The sequence below is a fragment of the Agromyces allii genome (genome assembly GCF_009749385.1).
GTDB classification, from domain to species: Bacteria; Actinomycetota; Actinomycetes; order Actinomycetales; family Microbacteriaceae; genus Agromyces; species Agromyces allii.
Genome location: NZ_WBIN01000016.1, coordinates 14957 through 32060, shown reverse-complemented (window position 1 = coordinate 32060; position 17104 = coordinate 14957). Strand labels below are relative to the sequence as shown.

General features: G+C 70.1%; 11 protein-coding genes. 9 read left to right on the top strand and 2 right to left on the bottom strand.

Going from position 1 to position 17104, the window contains the following annotated elements; translation table 11 throughout:
• Positions 1-149 precede the first annotated feature (149 nt).
• Positions 150-4433, top strand: a complete 4284-nt coding sequence (locus GQR16_RS17795; RefSeq protein ID WP_157416509.1) for an HYR domain-containing protein — start codon at positions 150-152, stop codon at positions 4431-4433.
• 6 nt (positions 4434-4439) lie between these two features.
• Here GQR16_RS17795 and GQR16_RS17790 read toward each other — a convergent pair whose 3' ends face one another.
• The gene (locus GQR16_RS17790; protein WP_157416508.1) at positions 4440-6632 is read right to left on the bottom strand and encodes a bifunctional lysylphosphatidylglycerol flippase/synthetase MprF; all 2193 of its coding nucleotides are present in this window, start codon (positions 6630-6632) and stop codon (positions 4440-4442) included.
• A 63-nt stretch (positions 6633-6695) separates the two neighbouring features.
• Positions 6696-8105: an aminotransferase-like domain-containing protein gene (locus GQR16_RS17785; protein ID WP_246200921.1), complete on the bottom strand. Its 1410-nt coding sequence runs from the start codon at positions 8103-8105 to the stop codon at positions 6696-6698.
• A 260-nt stretch (positions 8106-8365) separates the two neighbouring features.
• Here GQR16_RS17785 and GQR16_RS17780 point away from each other — a divergent pair, with 260 nt between their 5' ends.
• The 8 genes from GQR16_RS17780 (at position 8366) to GQR16_RS17745 (ending at position 17102) form a co-directional block, all read left to right on the top strand.
• Entirely contained in the window at positions 8366-9214 is an 849-nt protein-coding gene (locus GQR16_RS17780; protein ID WP_157416506.1) for a nitrilase-related carbon-nitrogen hydrolase, read from the top strand.
• An 11-nt stretch (positions 9215-9225) separates the two neighbouring features.
• Entirely contained in the window at positions 9226-10668 is a 1443-nt protein-coding gene (gene hydA / locus GQR16_RS17775) for a dihydropyrimidinase (RefSeq protein ID WP_157416505.1), read from the top strand.
• Positions 10669-10715: 47 nt separating this feature from the next.
• Entirely contained in the window at positions 10716-11732 is a 1017-nt protein-coding gene (locus tag GQR16_RS17770; protein ID WP_157416504.1) for a TIGR03842 family LLM class F420-dependent oxidoreductase, read from the top strand.
• Positions 11729-12718, top strand: a complete 990-nt coding sequence (locus GQR16_RS17765; protein WP_157416503.1) for an ABC transporter permease — start codon at positions 11729-11731, stop codon at positions 12716-12718. Before GQR16_RS17770 ends, GQR16_RS17765 begins: the two co-directional genes overlap by 4 nt.
• Positions 12715-13605: an ABC transporter ATP-binding protein gene (locus GQR16_RS17760; protein ID WP_157416502.1), complete on the top strand. Its 891-nt coding sequence runs from the start codon at positions 12715-12717 to the stop codon at positions 13603-13605. The genes GQR16_RS17765 and GQR16_RS17760 overlap by 4 nt, the downstream gene beginning before the upstream one ends.
• Positions 13605-14459, top strand: coding sequence for an ABC transporter permease (locus tag GQR16_RS17755; protein WP_157416501.1), 855 nt, complete (start codon positions 13605-13607; stop codon positions 14457-14459). Before GQR16_RS17760 ends, GQR16_RS17755 begins: the two co-directional genes overlap by 1 nt.
• 48 nt (positions 14460-14507) lie before the next feature.
• Positions 14508-15659 (top strand): ABC transporter substrate-binding protein, encoded by a 1152-nt coding sequence (locus GQR16_RS17750; RefSeq protein WP_157416500.1) that lies wholly within the window; start codon positions 14508-14510, stop codon positions 15657-15659.
• Positions 15660-15761: 102 nt separating this feature from the next.
• Entirely contained in the window at positions 15762-17102 is a 1341-nt protein-coding gene (locus GQR16_RS17745; protein WP_157416499.1) for an aspartate aminotransferase family protein, read from the top strand.
• Positions 17103-17104 lie beyond the last annotated feature (2 nt).

Here is a 17104-nt window from a genome sequence, read left to right as displayed (position 1 = left end):
GGGGCGTCCTGCGGCGCGCACCCGAGGCGGCACCCCCCCCGAACTGGGTGCACGCCGAGCGAGCAGAACTGAGGAATCCTCTTGACGCTCCGGGTCGGCGGCTGCTTGTCTCGGGGTGAGTTCCCCGCGCCAGACCACAGGAGGTCGGGATGTCCGAACGCGTCCCAGGGCAACAGGCCGATTCGGCGAGCCTGCAACCGAGCGCTGGGGCGGTGAGGCGCGGCATCCGCTCGCTCTCGCCGGTGAAGGCACTGCTCGCCGTGCTCGCGAGCGCGGCCCTCGTGGTGCTGTCGATCGGCGCGCCGGCGTTCGCGGTCGCGCCCTCGCTCGTCGAGCCGCCCACGCGCCTCTACATGGCTCCGGCCGGGTCGCTGCCCGTCACGATCCCCGACGGATTTCCGACACTGATCCCTGAAGGGGAACTGAAGTTCGACGGCGGCACCGACCTCATCTCGCAGGACGTGCGCACGATCGAGATCGAATCAGGTGAGGTGGGCTGCGCCCTGGCGGCGCCCGACTGGAACCAGGGCGGCTGCACCGCCGTGCAGCTCTCGGTCTCGCACGGCACCCTGACGTTCGACCCGTTGCCGTCGGTGGAGGACGACGGCGACAGCGACTTCGACGTGCTGAAGTTCGCCGACGGCGCGCTCGAGCGCGACAAGCACGAGCTCGGCGAGCTGCCCGCCCCGGCGGTCGCGATCATCGGCACGACCGCGCAGGTCAACGCGGCGCTCGCGACGCTCGTCTACACGCCCGACACCGACGATGACGGCGACGGCACGGCCGACGACCCCTACTACTACAACGGCTCCAACCCCGAGTCGATCGACCTGCTGATGGCACCCGGTGACTCGACGATGGACACGGTGAACGCCGACATCGAGATCCGCGTGCAGCGGATCAACGAGTTCCCCGAGGTCACCGTGCCCGACCAGGTGTTCCAGGTGCCCTCGGGCGGCACCGGCTACCTCGGCGACGCCGGCGACGACACGGGCCAGCCCGACGAGGAGGACTGGAACGTCGTCGACGAGGACAACGACGAGAACGACGAGAACGACACGCTCGACGGGCCGGGCGACGAGTGGCTGCTCATCTCGTGGGCCGACTGCGGCACGTTCTCGATGCCCGCGTCGCCGTTCACGATCTACGACGACCTCGAGCAACTGTTCGAGGACGCGCTCGATCTCGGGCTGGAGCCCGACCCTTCCGACCCCGAGTACGCCGAGTACCAGACCAACAAGACCGCGCTCATCGATGCGGCGATGGCCGCCCTGCCCGACGAGGTCAAGAACCTGCCGTTCGCGACCGGCAACCCGAGCGACCCGCACAGCGCGTTCGCCGGCGTGGTCAGCGGACTGAACGCGATCGATTCCCTCAACTACGTGCTCGACAACGTCGAGTTCCAGGCGACCGGGCTTGCCGACGTGACCTGCACCGTGCGGTACCTCGTGAGCGACCTCGGCAACAACGGACTCCCCGTGCAGTTCCTCGGCGATCCGCCCTACGGCATCCAGGTGCCGTTCTTCGGGTTCGACTTCGACACGAACGACTTCCCGACGGTCGAGAAGGTCGTCGTCGAGGTCGGCGACGGCGAGACCATCGAGGTGTCGCTGCCGACGGATGTCTCGGTGCCCGAGGGCGGCGCGACCACGGTGCCGCTCACGGTGTCGCCCACGACGCATCCGGCCTTCGACGTCACGATCTCGACGACCGCCGTGCCGCCGACCGGTGCGGCCGACTTCACCCCGATCGCGGCGCAGTCCTTCACCGTGCCCGAGGATGCGGCGTCGATCGACATTCCGGTGGACGCCCTGCAGGACCTCGACCTCGATCCGGGCGAGACCTACACCGTGACGATCGACGGATTCCCGGCCGACCCGCCCTTCCCGGCGGGATTCGACGCGGCCATCACCGATGGGTCGGCCACGGTGACGATCATCGACGACGAGGTGCCCGACGCACTGCTCGAGCTCTCGCTGCCGACCGACGTCGCGGTGGCGGAGGGCGCAGCGACCACCGTACCTCTGGCGGTGTCGCCGGCCGCGCATCCGGCGTTCTCGGTGACGGTGTCGACGCAGGTGGTCGCCCCGACGACCGCCGCCGACTTCACGCCGATCAACTCGGTCGCCTTCCCGGTGCCGGCCGACGCGGCGTCGATCGACATTCCGGTGGACGCCCTGCAGGACCTCGACCTCGATCCGGGTGAGACCTACCAGATCATCATCGACGGCGTGCCGGCCGACCCGCCCGGGTTCGACGTGGCGATCACCGATGGCTCCGCGACAGTGACGATCATCGACGACGAGACCGAGGACACCATCGCCCCCACGGTGACGATCGAGCAGGGGGCGGCGCAGGTCGACCCGACGGGGGCGTCGCCGATCGTGTTCGAGGTGGAGTTCAGCGAGCCGGTGACCGGGCTCTCGAGCTCCGACGTGGTGCTGAGCGGGTCGGCGAACCCGACGACCGCGGCCGTGTCCGGAACGGGAGCGAGCTACACGGTCGAGGTGTCGGGCATGAGCGCGAACGGGCTCGTGATCGCGGAGATCGCGGCGGGTGCCGCGATGGATGCCGCGTCGAACCCGAGTGCGGCGTCGACCTCTGTCGACAACGAGGTGACGTTCACCGGGATCGACGAGGTGGCGCCCACGGTGACGATCGAGCAGGGCGCCTCGCAGGCCGACCCGACGGGCACCTCGCCGATCGTGTTCGAAGTCGAGTTCAGCGAGCCGGTGACCGGGTTCTCGAGCTCCGACGTGGTGTTGAGCGGGTCGGCGAACCCGACGACCGCGGCCGTGTCCGGAACCGGAGCGAGCTACACGATCGAGGTGTCGGGCATGAGCGCGAACGGGCTCGTGATCGCGGAGATCGCGGCGGGCGCCGCAACGGATGCCGCGTCGAACCCGAGCGAGGCGTCGACCTCCGTGGACAACGAAGTCACGTTCACCGGGATCGACGAGGTGGCGCCCACGGTGACGATCGAGCAGGGGGCCGCCCAGGCGGATCCGACGACCGCGTCGCCGATCGTGTTCGAAGTCGAGTTCAGCGAGCCGGTGACCGGGTTCTCGAGCTCCGACGTCGTGTTGAGCGGGTCGGCGAATCCGACGACCGCGGCCGTGTCCGGAGCCGGAGCCAGCTACACGGTCGAGGTGTCGGGCATGTCCGCCGACGGCCTCGTGATCGCGGAGGTGGCTGCCGGCGCCGCGATGGATGCCGCGTCGAACCCGAGCGAGGCGTCGACCTCTGTCGACAATGAGGTGACGTTCACCGGCCTCGACGAAGTGGCGCCCACGGTGACGATCGAGCAGGGCGCGGCGCAGGCCGACCCGACGGGTACCTCGCCGATCGTGTTCGAAGTCGAGTTCAGCGAGCCCGTCACCGGGCTCTCGAGCTCCGACGTGGTGTTGAGCGGGTCGGCGAACCCGACGACGGCCGCCGTATCCGGTGCGGGCGCCAGCTACACGGTCGAGGTGTCGGGCATGTCCGCCGATGGTCTCGTGATCGCGGAGGTGGCTGCCGGCGCCGCGATGGATGCCGCGTCGAACCCGAGTGAGGCGTCGACCTCCGAGGACAACGAGGTCACGTTCCAGTACGACGAGGGCGACGTGACGGCCCCCACGGTGACGATCGAGCAGGGCGCGGCGCAGGCCGACCCGACGGGCACCTCGCCGATCGTGTTCGAGGTGGAGTTCAGCGAGCCAGTCACCGGGTTCACGAACTCCGATGTGGTGTTGAGCGGGTCGGCGAATCCGACGACGGCCGTGGTGTCCGGTGCGGGCGCCAGCTACACGGTCGAGGTGTCGGGCATGTCCGCCGATGGTCTCGTGATCGCGGAGGTGGCTGCCGGCGCCGCGATGGATGCCGCGTCGAACCCGAGTGAGGCGTCGACCTCCGAGGACAACGAGGTCACGTTCGAGGAAGGCCTCCCGCCCGCACCGCTCACGATCACGGCGCCCGACGACATCGTCGTCGAGGTGCCCTTCGGCGAGACCGGCGACACCGTCGACTTCGATCCGCCGACGACCACCGGTGGCGTCGCCCCGGTCATCGTCGACTGCGACGCGGACTCCGGCGACTTCTTCCCGGTCGGTGTCACGACGGTGACCTGCACCGCGACCGATTCGGCGCCCGCCGAGGAGATCGTGCTCTTCGCGGTCGCCACCGACTCGTTCACCATCACGGTCACCGAGGGTGAGGAGCCTGATGGCGAGGAGCCGCCGCCCACCGGCGGTCCGACCGATCCGGGCACGACGCCGGGAGGCGGCTCGACGGGCGGTACCGGCGGCACGGGCGGGGGATCGACGAGCGGCTCGATCGCCTCGACCGGTGTCGAGTCGATGCCGGCAACGCTCGTCGCCCTCGGGCTGCTGCTCCTCGGCGCAGCGGCGATGCGGTTGCGGACGCGGCGAGCCGCGGCATCCGCCCGCCGCTGATTCGGCCTACTTGCCGATCGAGAGGCCGGCGCGCACGAGCTGCGGCACCGACGCGTCGGGCAGGTAGGCGCGCACGAGGCCGACGCCGATGCGCGCGAGGTCTGCACCGTCGCGGTAGAGCAGGTACATGGGCTCGCCGCGCGGGTTGAACTTCTGCTTGAACCGGTGCAGGGAGCGGAAGCCGTAGGCCGGCTCGAGGATGCCGCCGAGCTTGTCGAGGATCACCTCGATCTGCCGTTCGTCGTCGGGCGAGTCCGAGCGGGCGAGGGGAGCGCCGGAGAGCGAGAGGAACTCCGCTTCCTCGTCGCGGAAGGCGAGCGCCGACGACCCGATCAGGTACTCCATGACGGGCGGGAACGCGCCGCCGTCGCGACGACGCATGAGGTCGAGCGTCCATCCGCGCACGCGCCCGCCTGGTGCGTACACCGGCAGCCAGCTCAGGAACCCCTGCACGGTGCCGTCGGCGGACTCCGCGATCGCCATGCGCACGGCGGGGTCGAGGGCCTCGTCGATCGAGCCGAGCGTGAAGCGCATCTCGGGCAAGCCCTTGTCGCCGACCCACTGCTCGGAGATCTCGGAGATCTGCGCGCGCACCGATCGCGGCTCGGTCGCGAGCGACGCGAGCCGGAACCGCACGCCGTCGCGCTCGCCGCGGTTCAGCGCCGTGCGCACCGCGCCCCACTTCTTGCCCGTGAACTCGAGGCCGGGCAGGTCGACGATCGTGTCCTCGGCGACCTGCAGGGCGTGCCACCCCTCGGGGAGCGCGTCGCGCGCCGCGCTGTCGGCGCCGAACACGCACACCACGAACCCGGCCCGCTCGGCCGTGTCGATGAACTCCGTGAGCGTCTCGCCGAGCTTCTCCGGCGCGGCGATCGGATCGCCGAGCACGAGCGCGACGCCCTGGTGCGTCTGATAGGCGACGACCGTCTCGGGGTCGGAGCCGAAGTAGTGCCGGTTGTCGCGCCAAGTGGCCATCCAAGAGAGGGCGCCGCCGCCGGCCGTCTGCACCACGTGCCGTACCTCGTCGAGTCGGGCGCCGGGTCGGTCGGCGCCGCGGTCGCCGCTCAGGCGCCGACGCAGCCGAGCCCGGAACGCGCGCGCGCACGCCACGAGCCACACCAGCATCACGGCCCACAGGAATCCGGATGCCGCGGCGAACGCCAGCCCCTCGCGCTCGTCGTAGGCGGTGGGCCCACCGAACAGTTCGGGGTGGGCGATGACGAAGACCGAGAAGGCGCCGACGAGCACGTTGAGGGAGGCGAGGATCACGGCGACGACCCAGGCCGCCCGGTACCCGCCGCGCAGCCCGGTCGCGACGATCACCGCGATGACGGTATCGAATAGCACGTCGAAGACATCGGTGCCGCCGACGTGGGTCATGCCGAACGGACCGTACGTCGGCACGATCGATGCCACGATCTGCACGACGGTGAGCGCGATGATCATGACGAAGGCGACGTACCGCTGCTCGCGCAGGGTCGGCTTGCTGAACGAGCCGGCGTTGATGAGCAGCACCATGCCGACGGCCATCGCGTGCTCGACGTCGGCGACGGTGCCGAGGAAGAGCACGCTCACGAGCGTGAAGGCCGTGAGGATGAGCAGCGCGCGACCGCGCCACGGAGACCAGAGGCTCGCCGAGGCCGCGGCGATGCATGCGAACACGCCGCCCGACGGACCGACGTCGACCTGTGTGACGAGCGCCTCGGCCCAGTGCGAGCCCATCTCGGCGAAGCCCGCGATGACGATCGCCGAGCCGATGACCGCGAGCGCCTGCCCGCCGAAGAAGTAGGCGGCGGCCCGGCCGGTGCCGCGCCGGAACTCGAGCCACCCGACGCCGGCCGCCGTGAGCAGCAATACGAGGTAGCCGATGGGCTGCGCCACGAGGAAGGTGCCGGTGAGCGTCGTCCACCAGCGTCCGTCGGCGAAGGACGGCGCCCCGTAGGCGAACGTCTCGTACCAGTCGGCCTCGGTGATGGGCGAGGTGAAGCCGCCGACGAGGATGCCCACGACGATGAGCGTCGCCAGCAGCGCGATCGTGAACGGCACCCGCCCGAGGAACCTGAACACCCTGCGGGCGCGTGACGGTGCGGCCGGTGCGGCATCCGACGGCGTCGCCCTCGGTGGCGCGCTCGCCGATGGCTGCGTCGGGTTCGGTGCCACGGATGCCGCGTCCGCCGTCGTGCTCGTCGAGTCGGTCATCCGGACTCCCCCCATGCGACCGCATTCGGGGGCAGACTATCGCAGCCCCTCGCCGTGTGGGCCTCAGTAGCCGCCGGCGGCGAGGTGCGTCGCGGCGGAGGCGAGGTCGTCGGCCACGGCGTCGGCGTTCTCGCGCACCGCGCCGACGGTGACCCGCACGAAGTCGCCTCCGGCGCGCTGGCGCATGCCGTTCGCGGCGTCCGTCGCGTCGGATGCCGCGAGGAACGGCGTGCCCGCCGCGACCCTGATGCCGGCCGCCGCCAGCTGCACGAGCGCGGATCGCTCGCCGAGCACCGGCATCCACAGGTTGATGCCGTCTGCGGGCGCTGCGGCGACCCCGCGGGATCGGAGTGCGTCGCCGAGTGTGCGCTGGCGCGTGTAGTACTGCCGGCGGGCCTCGGTGACGGTGTTGATCGCGGTGCCGTCGACGAGCAGGTCGAGGAGGATCGTCTGCAGCATGCGCGAGGTCCAGCCGGGGCCGAGCATGCGGCGGCCGGCGATGTGCTCGACGAGGTCGCGGGGGCCGCCGAGGGCGGCGATGCGCAGGTCGGGGCCGTGCGACTTCGAGAAACTGCGAACGTGCACGACCCGGTCGGGCAGCCAGGTGCCGAGGGTCACGTCACCCTCGATCGAGATGAGCCCCGAGTGGTCGTCCTCGATGACGACAAGGTCGTCGACGCGTTCGGCGCCCTCGATCGTGCGGGCGAGGGCCTCGGCGCGGGCGGGCGTCATCGACGCGCCGGTGGGGTTCTGGGCTCGCGGCTGCAGCAGCACGGCGACGGGCCGCTTGCGCAGCGCGGCGGCGAGGGACTCGGGGCGCATGCCGCTCTCGTCGAGCCGCACGGGCACCGGCACCGCGCCGAGCACCTCGAGGAGGTCGAGGAACGGCGGGAATCCGGGGCTCTCGACGACGACGCGGTCGCCGAAGCGCACGACCTGCTCGAGCGTGCGCGAGATCGCGTCGAGCGCGCCGTCGACGACCATGATCGCCTCGGCGTCGCTCGGCCAGGAGTCGCGCAGCACCCGCGCGAGCGCAGGGATCACGGGCTCGGCCTGGTAGCTGCCGGTCTCGGCCTTGGCCGAGACGCGCGAGAGCGCCGGACCGAGGGCCGGCAACAGCAGCGGGTCGGGCGTGCCGCGCGAGAGGTCGAGGCGCACGGGGTCGTCGGGGGCCGCCATGCCGCGCATGCGCGGCGCGAGTCGGGCGGAGGCCGCACCGCGTACGAAGCTGCCGGCTCGGCCGCGGCTCTCGATGAGGCCGGCGCGTGCGAGCGCCTGCCAGGCCTGGCTGATCGTCGCTGGGCTCACGCCGAGTTCGGCCGCGAGTTCGCGCACCGTCGGCAGCCGTTCGCCGGCTGCGAGCTCGCCCGCGTTCACGAGCCGGGCGACCGCCGCGGCGATGCTGCGCGGCGAGGAGTCGGCGAACTCGGCGAGGTCGATCAGTCGAACGGCATCCACACGAATACCTGACACCACCATTGCCTCCAGCGTGCGCGAGGGACAGGATGTTTAACCACAGCGTCACAGAGTGAAACAGAAGAGAAATGTTCAAGCCGAACAATAACAGAACGGGCCACAAGCCCGGTCTCGCGCAATCCGTTCGGCAGTTCCACCGGCAGTTCCATCGGTACATCTCGGCGTCGCAGCAGCACCCGATGAACACCTGACACGAGCACCACGCCAGGCGATCCTCGAGTGAACGGCAACGGCGCCGCCCGACTCAGGAGACATTCATGACGATCGTCAGAGCGGCCATCACGCAGACCACGTGGACCGGCGACAAGGAGTCCATGCTCGACAAGCACGAGCAGTTCGCCCGAGACGCGAAGGCGCAGGGTTCGCAGGTCGTCTGCTTCCAGGAGCTGTTCTACGGGCCGTACTTCGGCATCACGCAGGACCAGAAGTACTACCGCTTCGCCGAATCGGCCGAGGGCCCGATCGTGCAGCGCTTCGCCGACCTCGCGAAGGAACTCGGCACCGTCATGGTGCTGCCGATCTACGAAGAGGCCGAGACCGGCGTCTACTACAACACCTCCGTGCTCGTCGACGCCGACGGCACGATCCTCGGCAAGTACCGCAAGCACCACCTGCCGCACCTCGACCGCTTCTGGGAGAAGTTCTACTTCCGCCCCGGCAACCTCGGCTATCCGGTCTTCGACACCGCCGTCGGCCGCGTCGGCATGTACATCTGCTACGACCGGCACTTCCCCGAGGGGTGGCGCGAGCTCGGCCTGAACGACGCGCACATGGTCTTCAACCCGAACGCCACGAAGCCCGGACTCTCGAACCGCCTCTGGGAGGTCGAGGGGCCGTGCGCCGCCGTCGCGAACGGCTACTTCGTGCTCCAGCCGAACCGCGTCGGCCGCGAAGACAACGAGTACGGCGACCTCGCCGTCGACTTCTACGGCACGAGCCAGGTCATCGACCCCCGCGGCAACTTCGTCGGCGAACGCGGCTCCGGCACCGACGAGGAGATCCTCGTGCGAGACCTCGACCTCGACATGGTGCAGCAGATGCGCGACGACTGGCAGTTCTACCGCGACCGTCGGCCCGACTCGTACGCGAAGATCGCGAAGCCGTAAGGGGAGACGCCATGACCACCACCCTCATCACCGGCGGCACCGTCGTCAGCGCCACGGGGCGCGCGGCGGCCGACGTGCTCGTCGACGGCGAGACGATCCGCGCGGTGCTCGCCCCGGGCAGCACCCTGCTCGGAACGGATGTCGCGGCATCCGTCGACCGCGTGATCGACGCCACCGGCAAGTACGTGATCCCGGGCGGCATCGACGCGCACACCCACATGCAGCTGCCGTTCGGCGGCACCGAGGCCTCCGACACGTTCGAGACCGGAACGCGGGCGGCCGCGCACGGCGGCACGACGTCGATCATCGACTTCGCGGTGCAGACCTACGGCCAGCGCATCGAAGACGGCCTCGCCGCGTGGCACGAGAAGGCCGGCGGCAACTGCGCGATCGACTACGGGTTCCACCAGATCGTCGGCGACGTGAACGCCGACTCGCTGGCCGCGATGAGGCGACTGCCCGACGAGGGCATCTCGAGCTTCAAGCTGTTCATGGCCTACCCGGGCGTCTTCTACTCCGACGACGCGCAGATCTTGAAGGCCATGCAGGTCTCGCGCGACACGGGCCTGATGACGATGATGCACGCCGAGAACGGGCCGGCGATCGACGTGCTCGCCCAGCAGCTCGTCGACGCCGGCAACACCGACCCGTACTACCACGGCATCGCTCGCGCCTGGGAGATGGAGGAAGAGGCGACGCACCGCGCGATCATGCTCGCGAAGCTCACCGGCGCCCCGCTCTACGTGGTGCACGTGAGCGCGAAGCAGGCCGTCGAGCAGCTCGCCTGGGCGCGCGACAAGGGCCAGAACGTGTTCGGCGAGACCTGCCCGCAGTACCTCTACCTCTCGCTCGAGGACCAGCTCGGGGCATCCAGCGACGAGTGGGGCGCGTTCGAGGGTGCGAAGTGGGTGTGCTCGACGCCGCTCCGCTCCCGCGAAGAGGGCCACCAGCACTCGATGTGGCAGGCGCTGCGCACGAACGACCTGCAGATGGTCTCGACCGACCACTGCCCCTTCTGCATGAAGGACCAGAAGGAGCTCGGGCTCGGCGACTTCCGCAAGATCCCCAATGGCATCGGCTCGATCGAGCACCGCATGGACCTCATGTACCAGGGCGTCGTCACGGGCGAGATCACGCTCGAGCGCTGGGTCGAGCTCACGAGCACGACCCCCGCGCGCATGTTCGGCCTCTACGGGCGCAAGGGCGTGATCCAGCCGGGGGCCGACGCCGACATCGTCGTCTACGACCCGAACGGCCACACGTCGATCGGCTATGGCGAGGGCAAGAAGCACCACATGAACATGGACCACTCCGCGTGGGAGGGCTACGAGATCGACGGCAAGGTCGACACCGTGCTCTCGCGCGGCAAGGTCATCGTCGAGGGCGACCGGTACCTCGGCGCCAAGGGCGACGGGAAGTACCTCAAGCGGGGGCTCAGTCAGTACCTCATCTGAGGCGACCCCGACCTGACCCCCACCGCCCCCATCGAACGGAGCCCCTCATGGATTTCGGCGTCGTCCTGCAGACCAACCCGCCCGCCTCCCGCACCGTGCACCTCGCCAAGCTCGCCGAGCAGTACGGCTTCAGCACCGCGTGGACCTTCGACTCGCACCTGCTCTGGCAGGAGCCCTACGTGATCTACAGCAAGATCCTCGCCGAGACGCATCGCATCAAGGTCGGTCCGTTCGTCACGAACCCGGCCACCCGCGACTGGACGGTGACCGCGTCGATCTTCGCGACGCTGAACGAGATGTACGGCAACCGCACGATCTGCGGCATCGGCCGCGGCGACTCGGCCGTGCGCGTCACGAACGGCAAGCCCGTGTCCATGTCCGAGCTCCGCGAGTCGATCCACGTGATCCGCGAGCTCGCCAACTCGCGCAGCGTCGAGTACAAGGGCTCGCAGTTGCAGTTCCCGTGGTCGAAGGGCTCGGAGCTCGAGGTCTGGGTCGCCGCGTACGGCCCGATGGCGCTGAAGCTCACGGGCGAGGTCGGCGACGGCTTCATCCTCCAGCTGGCGGATGTCGACATCGCCGCCTGGATGATCAAGACCGTCCGCGACGCCGCCGAGGCGGCCGGGCGCGACCCGATGTCGATCAAGTTCTGCGTCGCCGCACCGATGTACATCGGCGACGACTGGAGCCACATGCGCGACCAGTCCCGCTGGTTCGGCGGCATGGTCGGCAACCACGTCGCCGACATCGTCGCGAAGTACGGCATGCACGGCACGGTGCCCGACGCCCTGACCGACTACATCCGCGGGCGCGAGGGCTACGACTACAACTCGCACGGCAAGGCCGACAACGACCACGTCGACTTCGTGCCCGACGAGATCGTCGAGCGCTTCTGCATCCTCGGGTCGGCCGACCAGCACATCCAGAAGCTCAAGCAGCTCGCCGACCTCGGCGTCGACCAGTTCGCCGGCTACCTCCAGCACGACAACAAGGAGGAGACGCTGCGGGTCTACGGCGAGACGGTCATCCCGGCCATGAGCGAGCACATCACGGCGAAGGCATGACCGACGTCGACGTGCGCAGCACGACCCCGGCGACGGATGCCGCGGGCGGCCCGCCTGCGCGCGGCATCCGCTCGGGCGGGTCGGCCCGGTCGTCGCGGCGAGGCGGGTCGCTCGCCCGCCGGCGTCTCGCCGCGGTCGGCTGGGGCGTGCTCGGAGTGCTGCTGCTCGTCGCGCTGTGGGAGGGGTACAAGCTGGTCGCTCCCGCCGACGGCGTGCTGATCGGCGAGACCCGCGTGCTGCCGCGCCCGACCGACCTCGCGATGCCCCACGTGTGGGACATGATCGGGCGTCTCGGCGAACCCGTGACCAGGTCTCCCTCGGCGCAGGCGCTGTGGCTGGTGATCCTGCTCGCGGCGCTCACGACCCTCGGCATCGCGGCCGCCGGATGGCTGGTCGGCGTCGTCGTCGGCATCGGGCTCGCCCTCGTGATGCAGCGGTGGCGGCTCGCCGAGTGGGGCCTGCTGCCGTGGATCGTGCTGAGCCAGACCGTGCCGCTGATCGCGTTCGCGCCGATCGTCAAGAGCTGGGGCTCGCGCGTCGAGATCGGCTCGTTCGAGTGGCAGGACTGGATGTCGGTGGCCCTGATCGCGAGCTACCTCGCGTTCTTCCCGATCGCGATCGGCGCCCTCAAGGGCCTGCAGTCGCCCGACCGCATCCACGAGGAGCTCATGCAGACCTACGCGGCCGGCTACTGGGCGACGCTCGCGAAGCTGCGGTTTCCCGCCGCGGTGCCGTACCTCCTGCCCGCGCTGCGGCTCGGCGCGGCCAACGCCGTCATCGGTGCGGTCGTGGCCGAGGTCTCCACGGGCCTGCAGGGCGGCATCGGCCGACTGCTCATCCAGTTCGCCGGGCAGGCCTCCGGCGACCCGGCGAAGGCCTGGGCCCCGATCTTCGGCGCCATCGTCCTCGGGCTCGTGGCCGCAGGCTCGGTCGCGCTGCTCGGCGCGATCCTCAAGAACTACCGACGAACGGAGGAAGCCGCATGAGTGCTCCCGAGAACGCTGCCGCCCCCGAGCCGGCGGCCGCCGCAGCCGCCCCCGCGACCGCCGTTCGGGTCGCCGGCGTCAACAAGGTGTTCGAGACCCGCGGCGGCCTCGTGCACGCGCTCGAGGGCATCGACCTCGAGATCGCGGCCGGCGAGTTCGTCTCGCTCATCGGCCCGAGCGGGTGCGGCAAGTCCACGCTCATGCGCCTGATCGCCGACCTCGACGCACCGTCGGCCGGGACGATCACGGTCTTCGGCAAGACGCCGACGCAGGCCCGACTCGACCAGGAGTACGGCATCGCGTTCCAGCAGGCCGGACTGCTGCCGTGGCGCACGGTCGCCGCGAACGTCGCACTGCCGCTCGAACTGCACGGCGTGGCATCCGCCCCCCGCAAGGCCAAGGTCGAGGAGCTGCTCGACATGGTCGGGCTCGCCGACTTCGCCGACCGCTACCCCGACCAGCTCTCGGGCGGAATGCAGCAGCGCGTTGCGATCGCCCGCTCGCTCGCCGAGCAGCCGCGCCTGCTGCTCATGGACGAGCCGTTCGGCGCCCTCGACGAGATGACGCGAGAGAAGATGCAGTCCGACCTCGTGCGCATCTCGGCCGAGACCGGTGCCGCGGTGGTCTTCGTCACGCACTCGATCCCCGAGGCCGTGTTCCTCAGCGACCGCGTCGTCGTCATGTCGCCGCGGCCCGGCCGCATCCGCGAGATCGTGCCCATGCGGCTCGGTGCGTCGAACGCTGCGACGACGGATGCCGCGGCCCGCGCCGCGCGCACCGACGGCCTGCGCGAGGACCGTTCGTTCTTCGAGATGGTCACCGCCGTGCGCGAGGCGCTGCACGGCGCCCCGGTCGCCGCCGGCGCACGCGGAGTGGAGACCCGCTGATGAGCGCCCACCTGACCCCGCGCGCCGAGACGACGCTGCGGATCGTGGCGCCGCTCGCGGTGGGTGCGTTCGTGCTGGGCGTCTGGCAGTTCCTCGTGAGCGTCGTCGGCATCTCGGACTACCTGCTGCCGAGCCCGGCGTCGATCCTCGAGGAGATCGTCGCCTCGTGGGACTCGATCGTGTCGGCCACGCTCATCACGGGCACGAACGCCCTCATCGGACTCGTCGTCGGCACGTTGCTCGGCATCACCCTGGCCGCGCTCGCCGCGAGGTGGCGCGCGGTCGACCAGATGAGCGCACCGGTCATCGCCTCGCTCGCGGTCGTGCCGATCGTGGCGCTCGCGCCAGTGCTGAACTCGATGTTCGGCGCCGACAGCCAGTTCGGCCGGCAGGCGATCGCCGCGATCGCCTCGTTCGTGCCGATCTTCATCAACACGCTGCGCGGGTTCCGCCAGACCACGCCCGTGCACCGAGAGCTCATGCGCGCCTACGCCGCGACGCCCGGGCAGGTCCTGCGAACGCTGACCCTGCCGACCGCGCGACCGTTCATCCTCACCGGCATCCGCATCGCGTCGTCGCTCGCCGTGATCTCGGCCCTCGTCGCCGAGTACTTCGGCGGACCCAGAGGCGGACTCGGGAGCCTCATCTCGACGTCGGCCGCCTCGAGCGCCTACGCCCGCGCCTGGGCGTACGTCGTGGCATCCATCGCCCTCGGCCTGCTCTTCTACCTCGTGACGCTCGGCCTCGAGCGGCTCGTGCTCCGAACCCGCACCATCCAACCCGACCGCACCACCGGAACCGGCACCACCAGCACCAGCACTCGCTCCACCACCAGCACCACCGTTTCGCACTGAGGGGTCCCGCACCGGGCGTCCTCGAACTGAGAACCAGGAAGGACTGACATGAAGCACAGCACACGCCGCGGAATCGCGGCCGGAGCGTTCGCCGTCACGGCCGCGCTCCTCCTCGCCGCCTGCTCGTCCGGAGACTCGGGCTCCGGCGGCGACGCCACCGACGACTCGGCGCTCACGCCCGTCAAGCTCCAGCTCCAGTGGCTCCCGCAGGGCCAGTTCGCCGGCTACTTCGCAGCCGTCGACCAGGGCTTCTTCGAGGACGAGGGCCTCGACGTCGAGATCATCCCGTCGGGCGGCGACATCGTTCCGCAAGACGCGCTCGCCAACGGCGACGTCGACTACGCCATCGCCTGGGTGCCCAAGGTGCTCGGCTCGATCGAGCAGGGCGCCAACCTCACCGACATCGCCCAGATCTTCCAGCGCTCGGGCACCCTGCAGGTGTCATGGGCCGACTCGGGCATCGACTCGGTCGCCGACTTCGAGGGCAAGAAGATCGGCTCGTGGGGCTTCGGCAACGAGTGGGAGATCTTCGCGGCCATGGCCGCAGAGGGCCTCGACGCCTCGACCGTGCAGATCATCACGCAGGACTTCAACATGAACGCGTTCCTGCAGGGCGACATCGACGCGGCCCAGGCCATGACGTACAACGAGTACGCGCAGCTGCTCGAGACCGTGAACCCCGACACGGGCGAGCTGTACCAGCCCGAGGACTTCAACGTCATCTCCTATGAGGACACCGAGGGCGCCATGCTCCAGGACGCCATCTGGGCCGACACCGAGCGCCTCGAGAGCGACACCGAGTACGCCGACACGACGGTCAAGTTCCTCAAGGCCGTCATCAAGGGCTGGGCGTTCGCCGCGGCCAACCCGCAGGACGCCGCCGACATCACCATCGCGGCGGGCTCCGGCTGGGGCCCCAGCCACGAGCTGTGGATGGTCAACGAGACGAACAAGCTCATCTGGCCGTCCGACAAGGGCATCGGCGTCATCGACGAGACCGCGTGGGACAAGACCGTCGCGGGTGCGCTCTCCGCGGTGAACGAGGCCGGAGATCACCTCATCACCGAGGAGCCGCCGGCGAGCGCCTGGTCGAACGAGTACATCGAGAAGGCCCTGTCCGAGCTCGAGGGCGAAGACCTCGACCTCACGGGCGCCGACTGGTCGCCCATCGACGTCACCCTCGAAGAGGGCGGCAACTAGCCGGGCGGATGCCGCGCCGCCGGCGCAGCTCGTCGGCGGCGCGGCATCCATCATCCGCATCGATCACCTGAAAGATCGATCACCTGAAAGGCAGCGAAGCCCATGACCGAGAATCTCGCCGGAGACCTCGACGACCTCGACGATCTCGACGACCTCGCCAGGCAGCTCGACCACGAGCACGTCTTCCACTCGTGGTCGGCGCAGGCGCAGAGCCCGCAGCTCGTCATCGCGAGCGGGCGCGGAAGCCGCGTCTGGGACCATTCGGGGCGCGAGTACCTCGACTTCTCGAGCCAACTCGTGAACGTCAACATCGGCCACCAGCATCCGACCGTGGTCGAGGCGATCCGCGAGCAGGCCGAGCTGCTCACCACGATCGCGCCGTCGACCGTGAACCTCGCGCGCGGCCAGGCCGCCAAGCGCATCGTCGGGCGAGCGCCCGACGGATTCCGCCGCGTGTTCTTCACGAACGGCGGCGCCGACGCGAACGAGAACGCGATCCGCATGGCGCGGCTGCACACGGGCCGCGACAAGGTGCTCTCGACCTACCGCTCGTACCACGGCAACACCGGGGCGGCCGTCGTGTCGACGGGCGACTGGCGCCGCATCCCGAACGAGTTCGCGCGCGGACACGTGCACTTCTTCGGGCCCTACCTGTACCGCTCCGAGTTCTGGGCGACGACGCCCGAGCAGGAGTCGGAGCGCGCTCTGCAGCACCTCCGGCGCATGATCGAGGCCGAGGGGCCGTCGTCGATTGCGGCCGTGCTGCTCGAGTCGATCCCGGGCACCGCGGGCATCCTGCTTCCGCCGCCCGGCTACCTCGCCGGTGTGCGCGAGCTCTGCGACCGGCACGGCATCCTGCTGATCCTCGACGAGGTCATGGCGGGCTTCGGCCGCACCGGCCGGTGGTTCGCGTTCGACGGCTACGACGTGCGCCCCGACCTCATCACCTTCGCCAAGGGCGTGAACTCGGGCTACATCCCCGCTGGCGGCGTGATCATCTCCGACCCCGTGGCCGAGACGTTCGACGAACGCGTATTCCCCGGCGGACTCACGTATTCGGGGCACCCGCTCGCGATGGCGTCGATCGTCGCGACGCTCGACGCCATGCAGGCCGAGGGCGTCGTCGACAACGCGCGCAGCGTCGGCGAGACCGAGATCGGTCCGGCGCTCGCCGAACTGGCCTCGAAGCACGAGGTCATCGGCGAGGTTCGCGGCGAGGGCGTCTTCTGGGCCCTCGAGCTCGTCGCCGACCGCGAGACGCGCGAGCCGCTGGCCGCGGCGGCGATGGGCCGCCTCAAGACCGGCATGGTCGAGCGCGGGCTGCTGCCGTTCGTGCAGGACAACCGCATCCACGTGGTGCCGCCGTGCGTGGTCACCGCCGACGAGGTCGCCGAGGCCGTGTCGATCTACGACGAGGTGCTGAGCACCGTAGGGGAGAACTGATC

Excerpts from the sequence above, each read along its gene's own strand:
- GQR16_RS17755 (WP_157416501.1), top strand. The coding sequence starts at position 13,605 with ATGAGCGCCCACCTGACCCCGCGCGCCGAGACGACGCTGCGGATCGTG.
- GQR16_RS17790 (WP_157416508.1), bottom strand. The coding sequence starts at position 6,632 with ATGACCGACTCGACGAGCACGACGGCGGACGCGGCATCCGTGGCACCG.
- GQR16_RS17745 (WP_157416499.1), top strand. The coding sequence starts at position 15,762 with ATGACCGAGAATCTCGCCGGAGACCTCGACGACCTCGACGATCTCGAC.
- GQR16_RS17770 (WP_157416504.1), top strand. The coding sequence starts at position 10,716 with ATGGATTTCGGCGTCGTCCTGCAGACCAACCCGCCCGCCTCCCGCACC.
- GQR16_RS17765 (WP_157416503.1), top strand. The coding sequence starts at position 11,729 with ATGACCGACGTCGACGTGCGCAGCACGACCCCGGCGACGGATGCCGCG.
- GQR16_RS17760 (WP_157416502.1), top strand. The coding sequence starts at position 12,715 with ATGAGTGCTCCCGAGAACGCTGCCGCCCCCGAGCCGGCGGCCGCCGCA.
- hydA (WP_157416505.1), top strand. The coding sequence starts at position 9,226 with ATGACCACCACCCTCATCACCGGCGGCACCGTCGTCAGCGCCACGGGG.
- GQR16_RS17750 (WP_157416500.1), top strand. The coding sequence starts at position 14,508 with ATGAAGCACAGCACACGCCGCGGAATCGCGGCCGGAGCGTTCGCCGTC.
- GQR16_RS17780 (WP_157416506.1), top strand. The coding sequence starts at position 8,366 with ATGACGATCGTCAGAGCGGCCATCACGCAGACCACGTGGACCGGCGAC.
- GQR16_RS17795 (WP_157416509.1), top strand. The coding sequence starts at position 150 with ATGTCCGAACGCGTCCCAGGGCAACAGGCCGATTCGGCGAGCCTGCAA.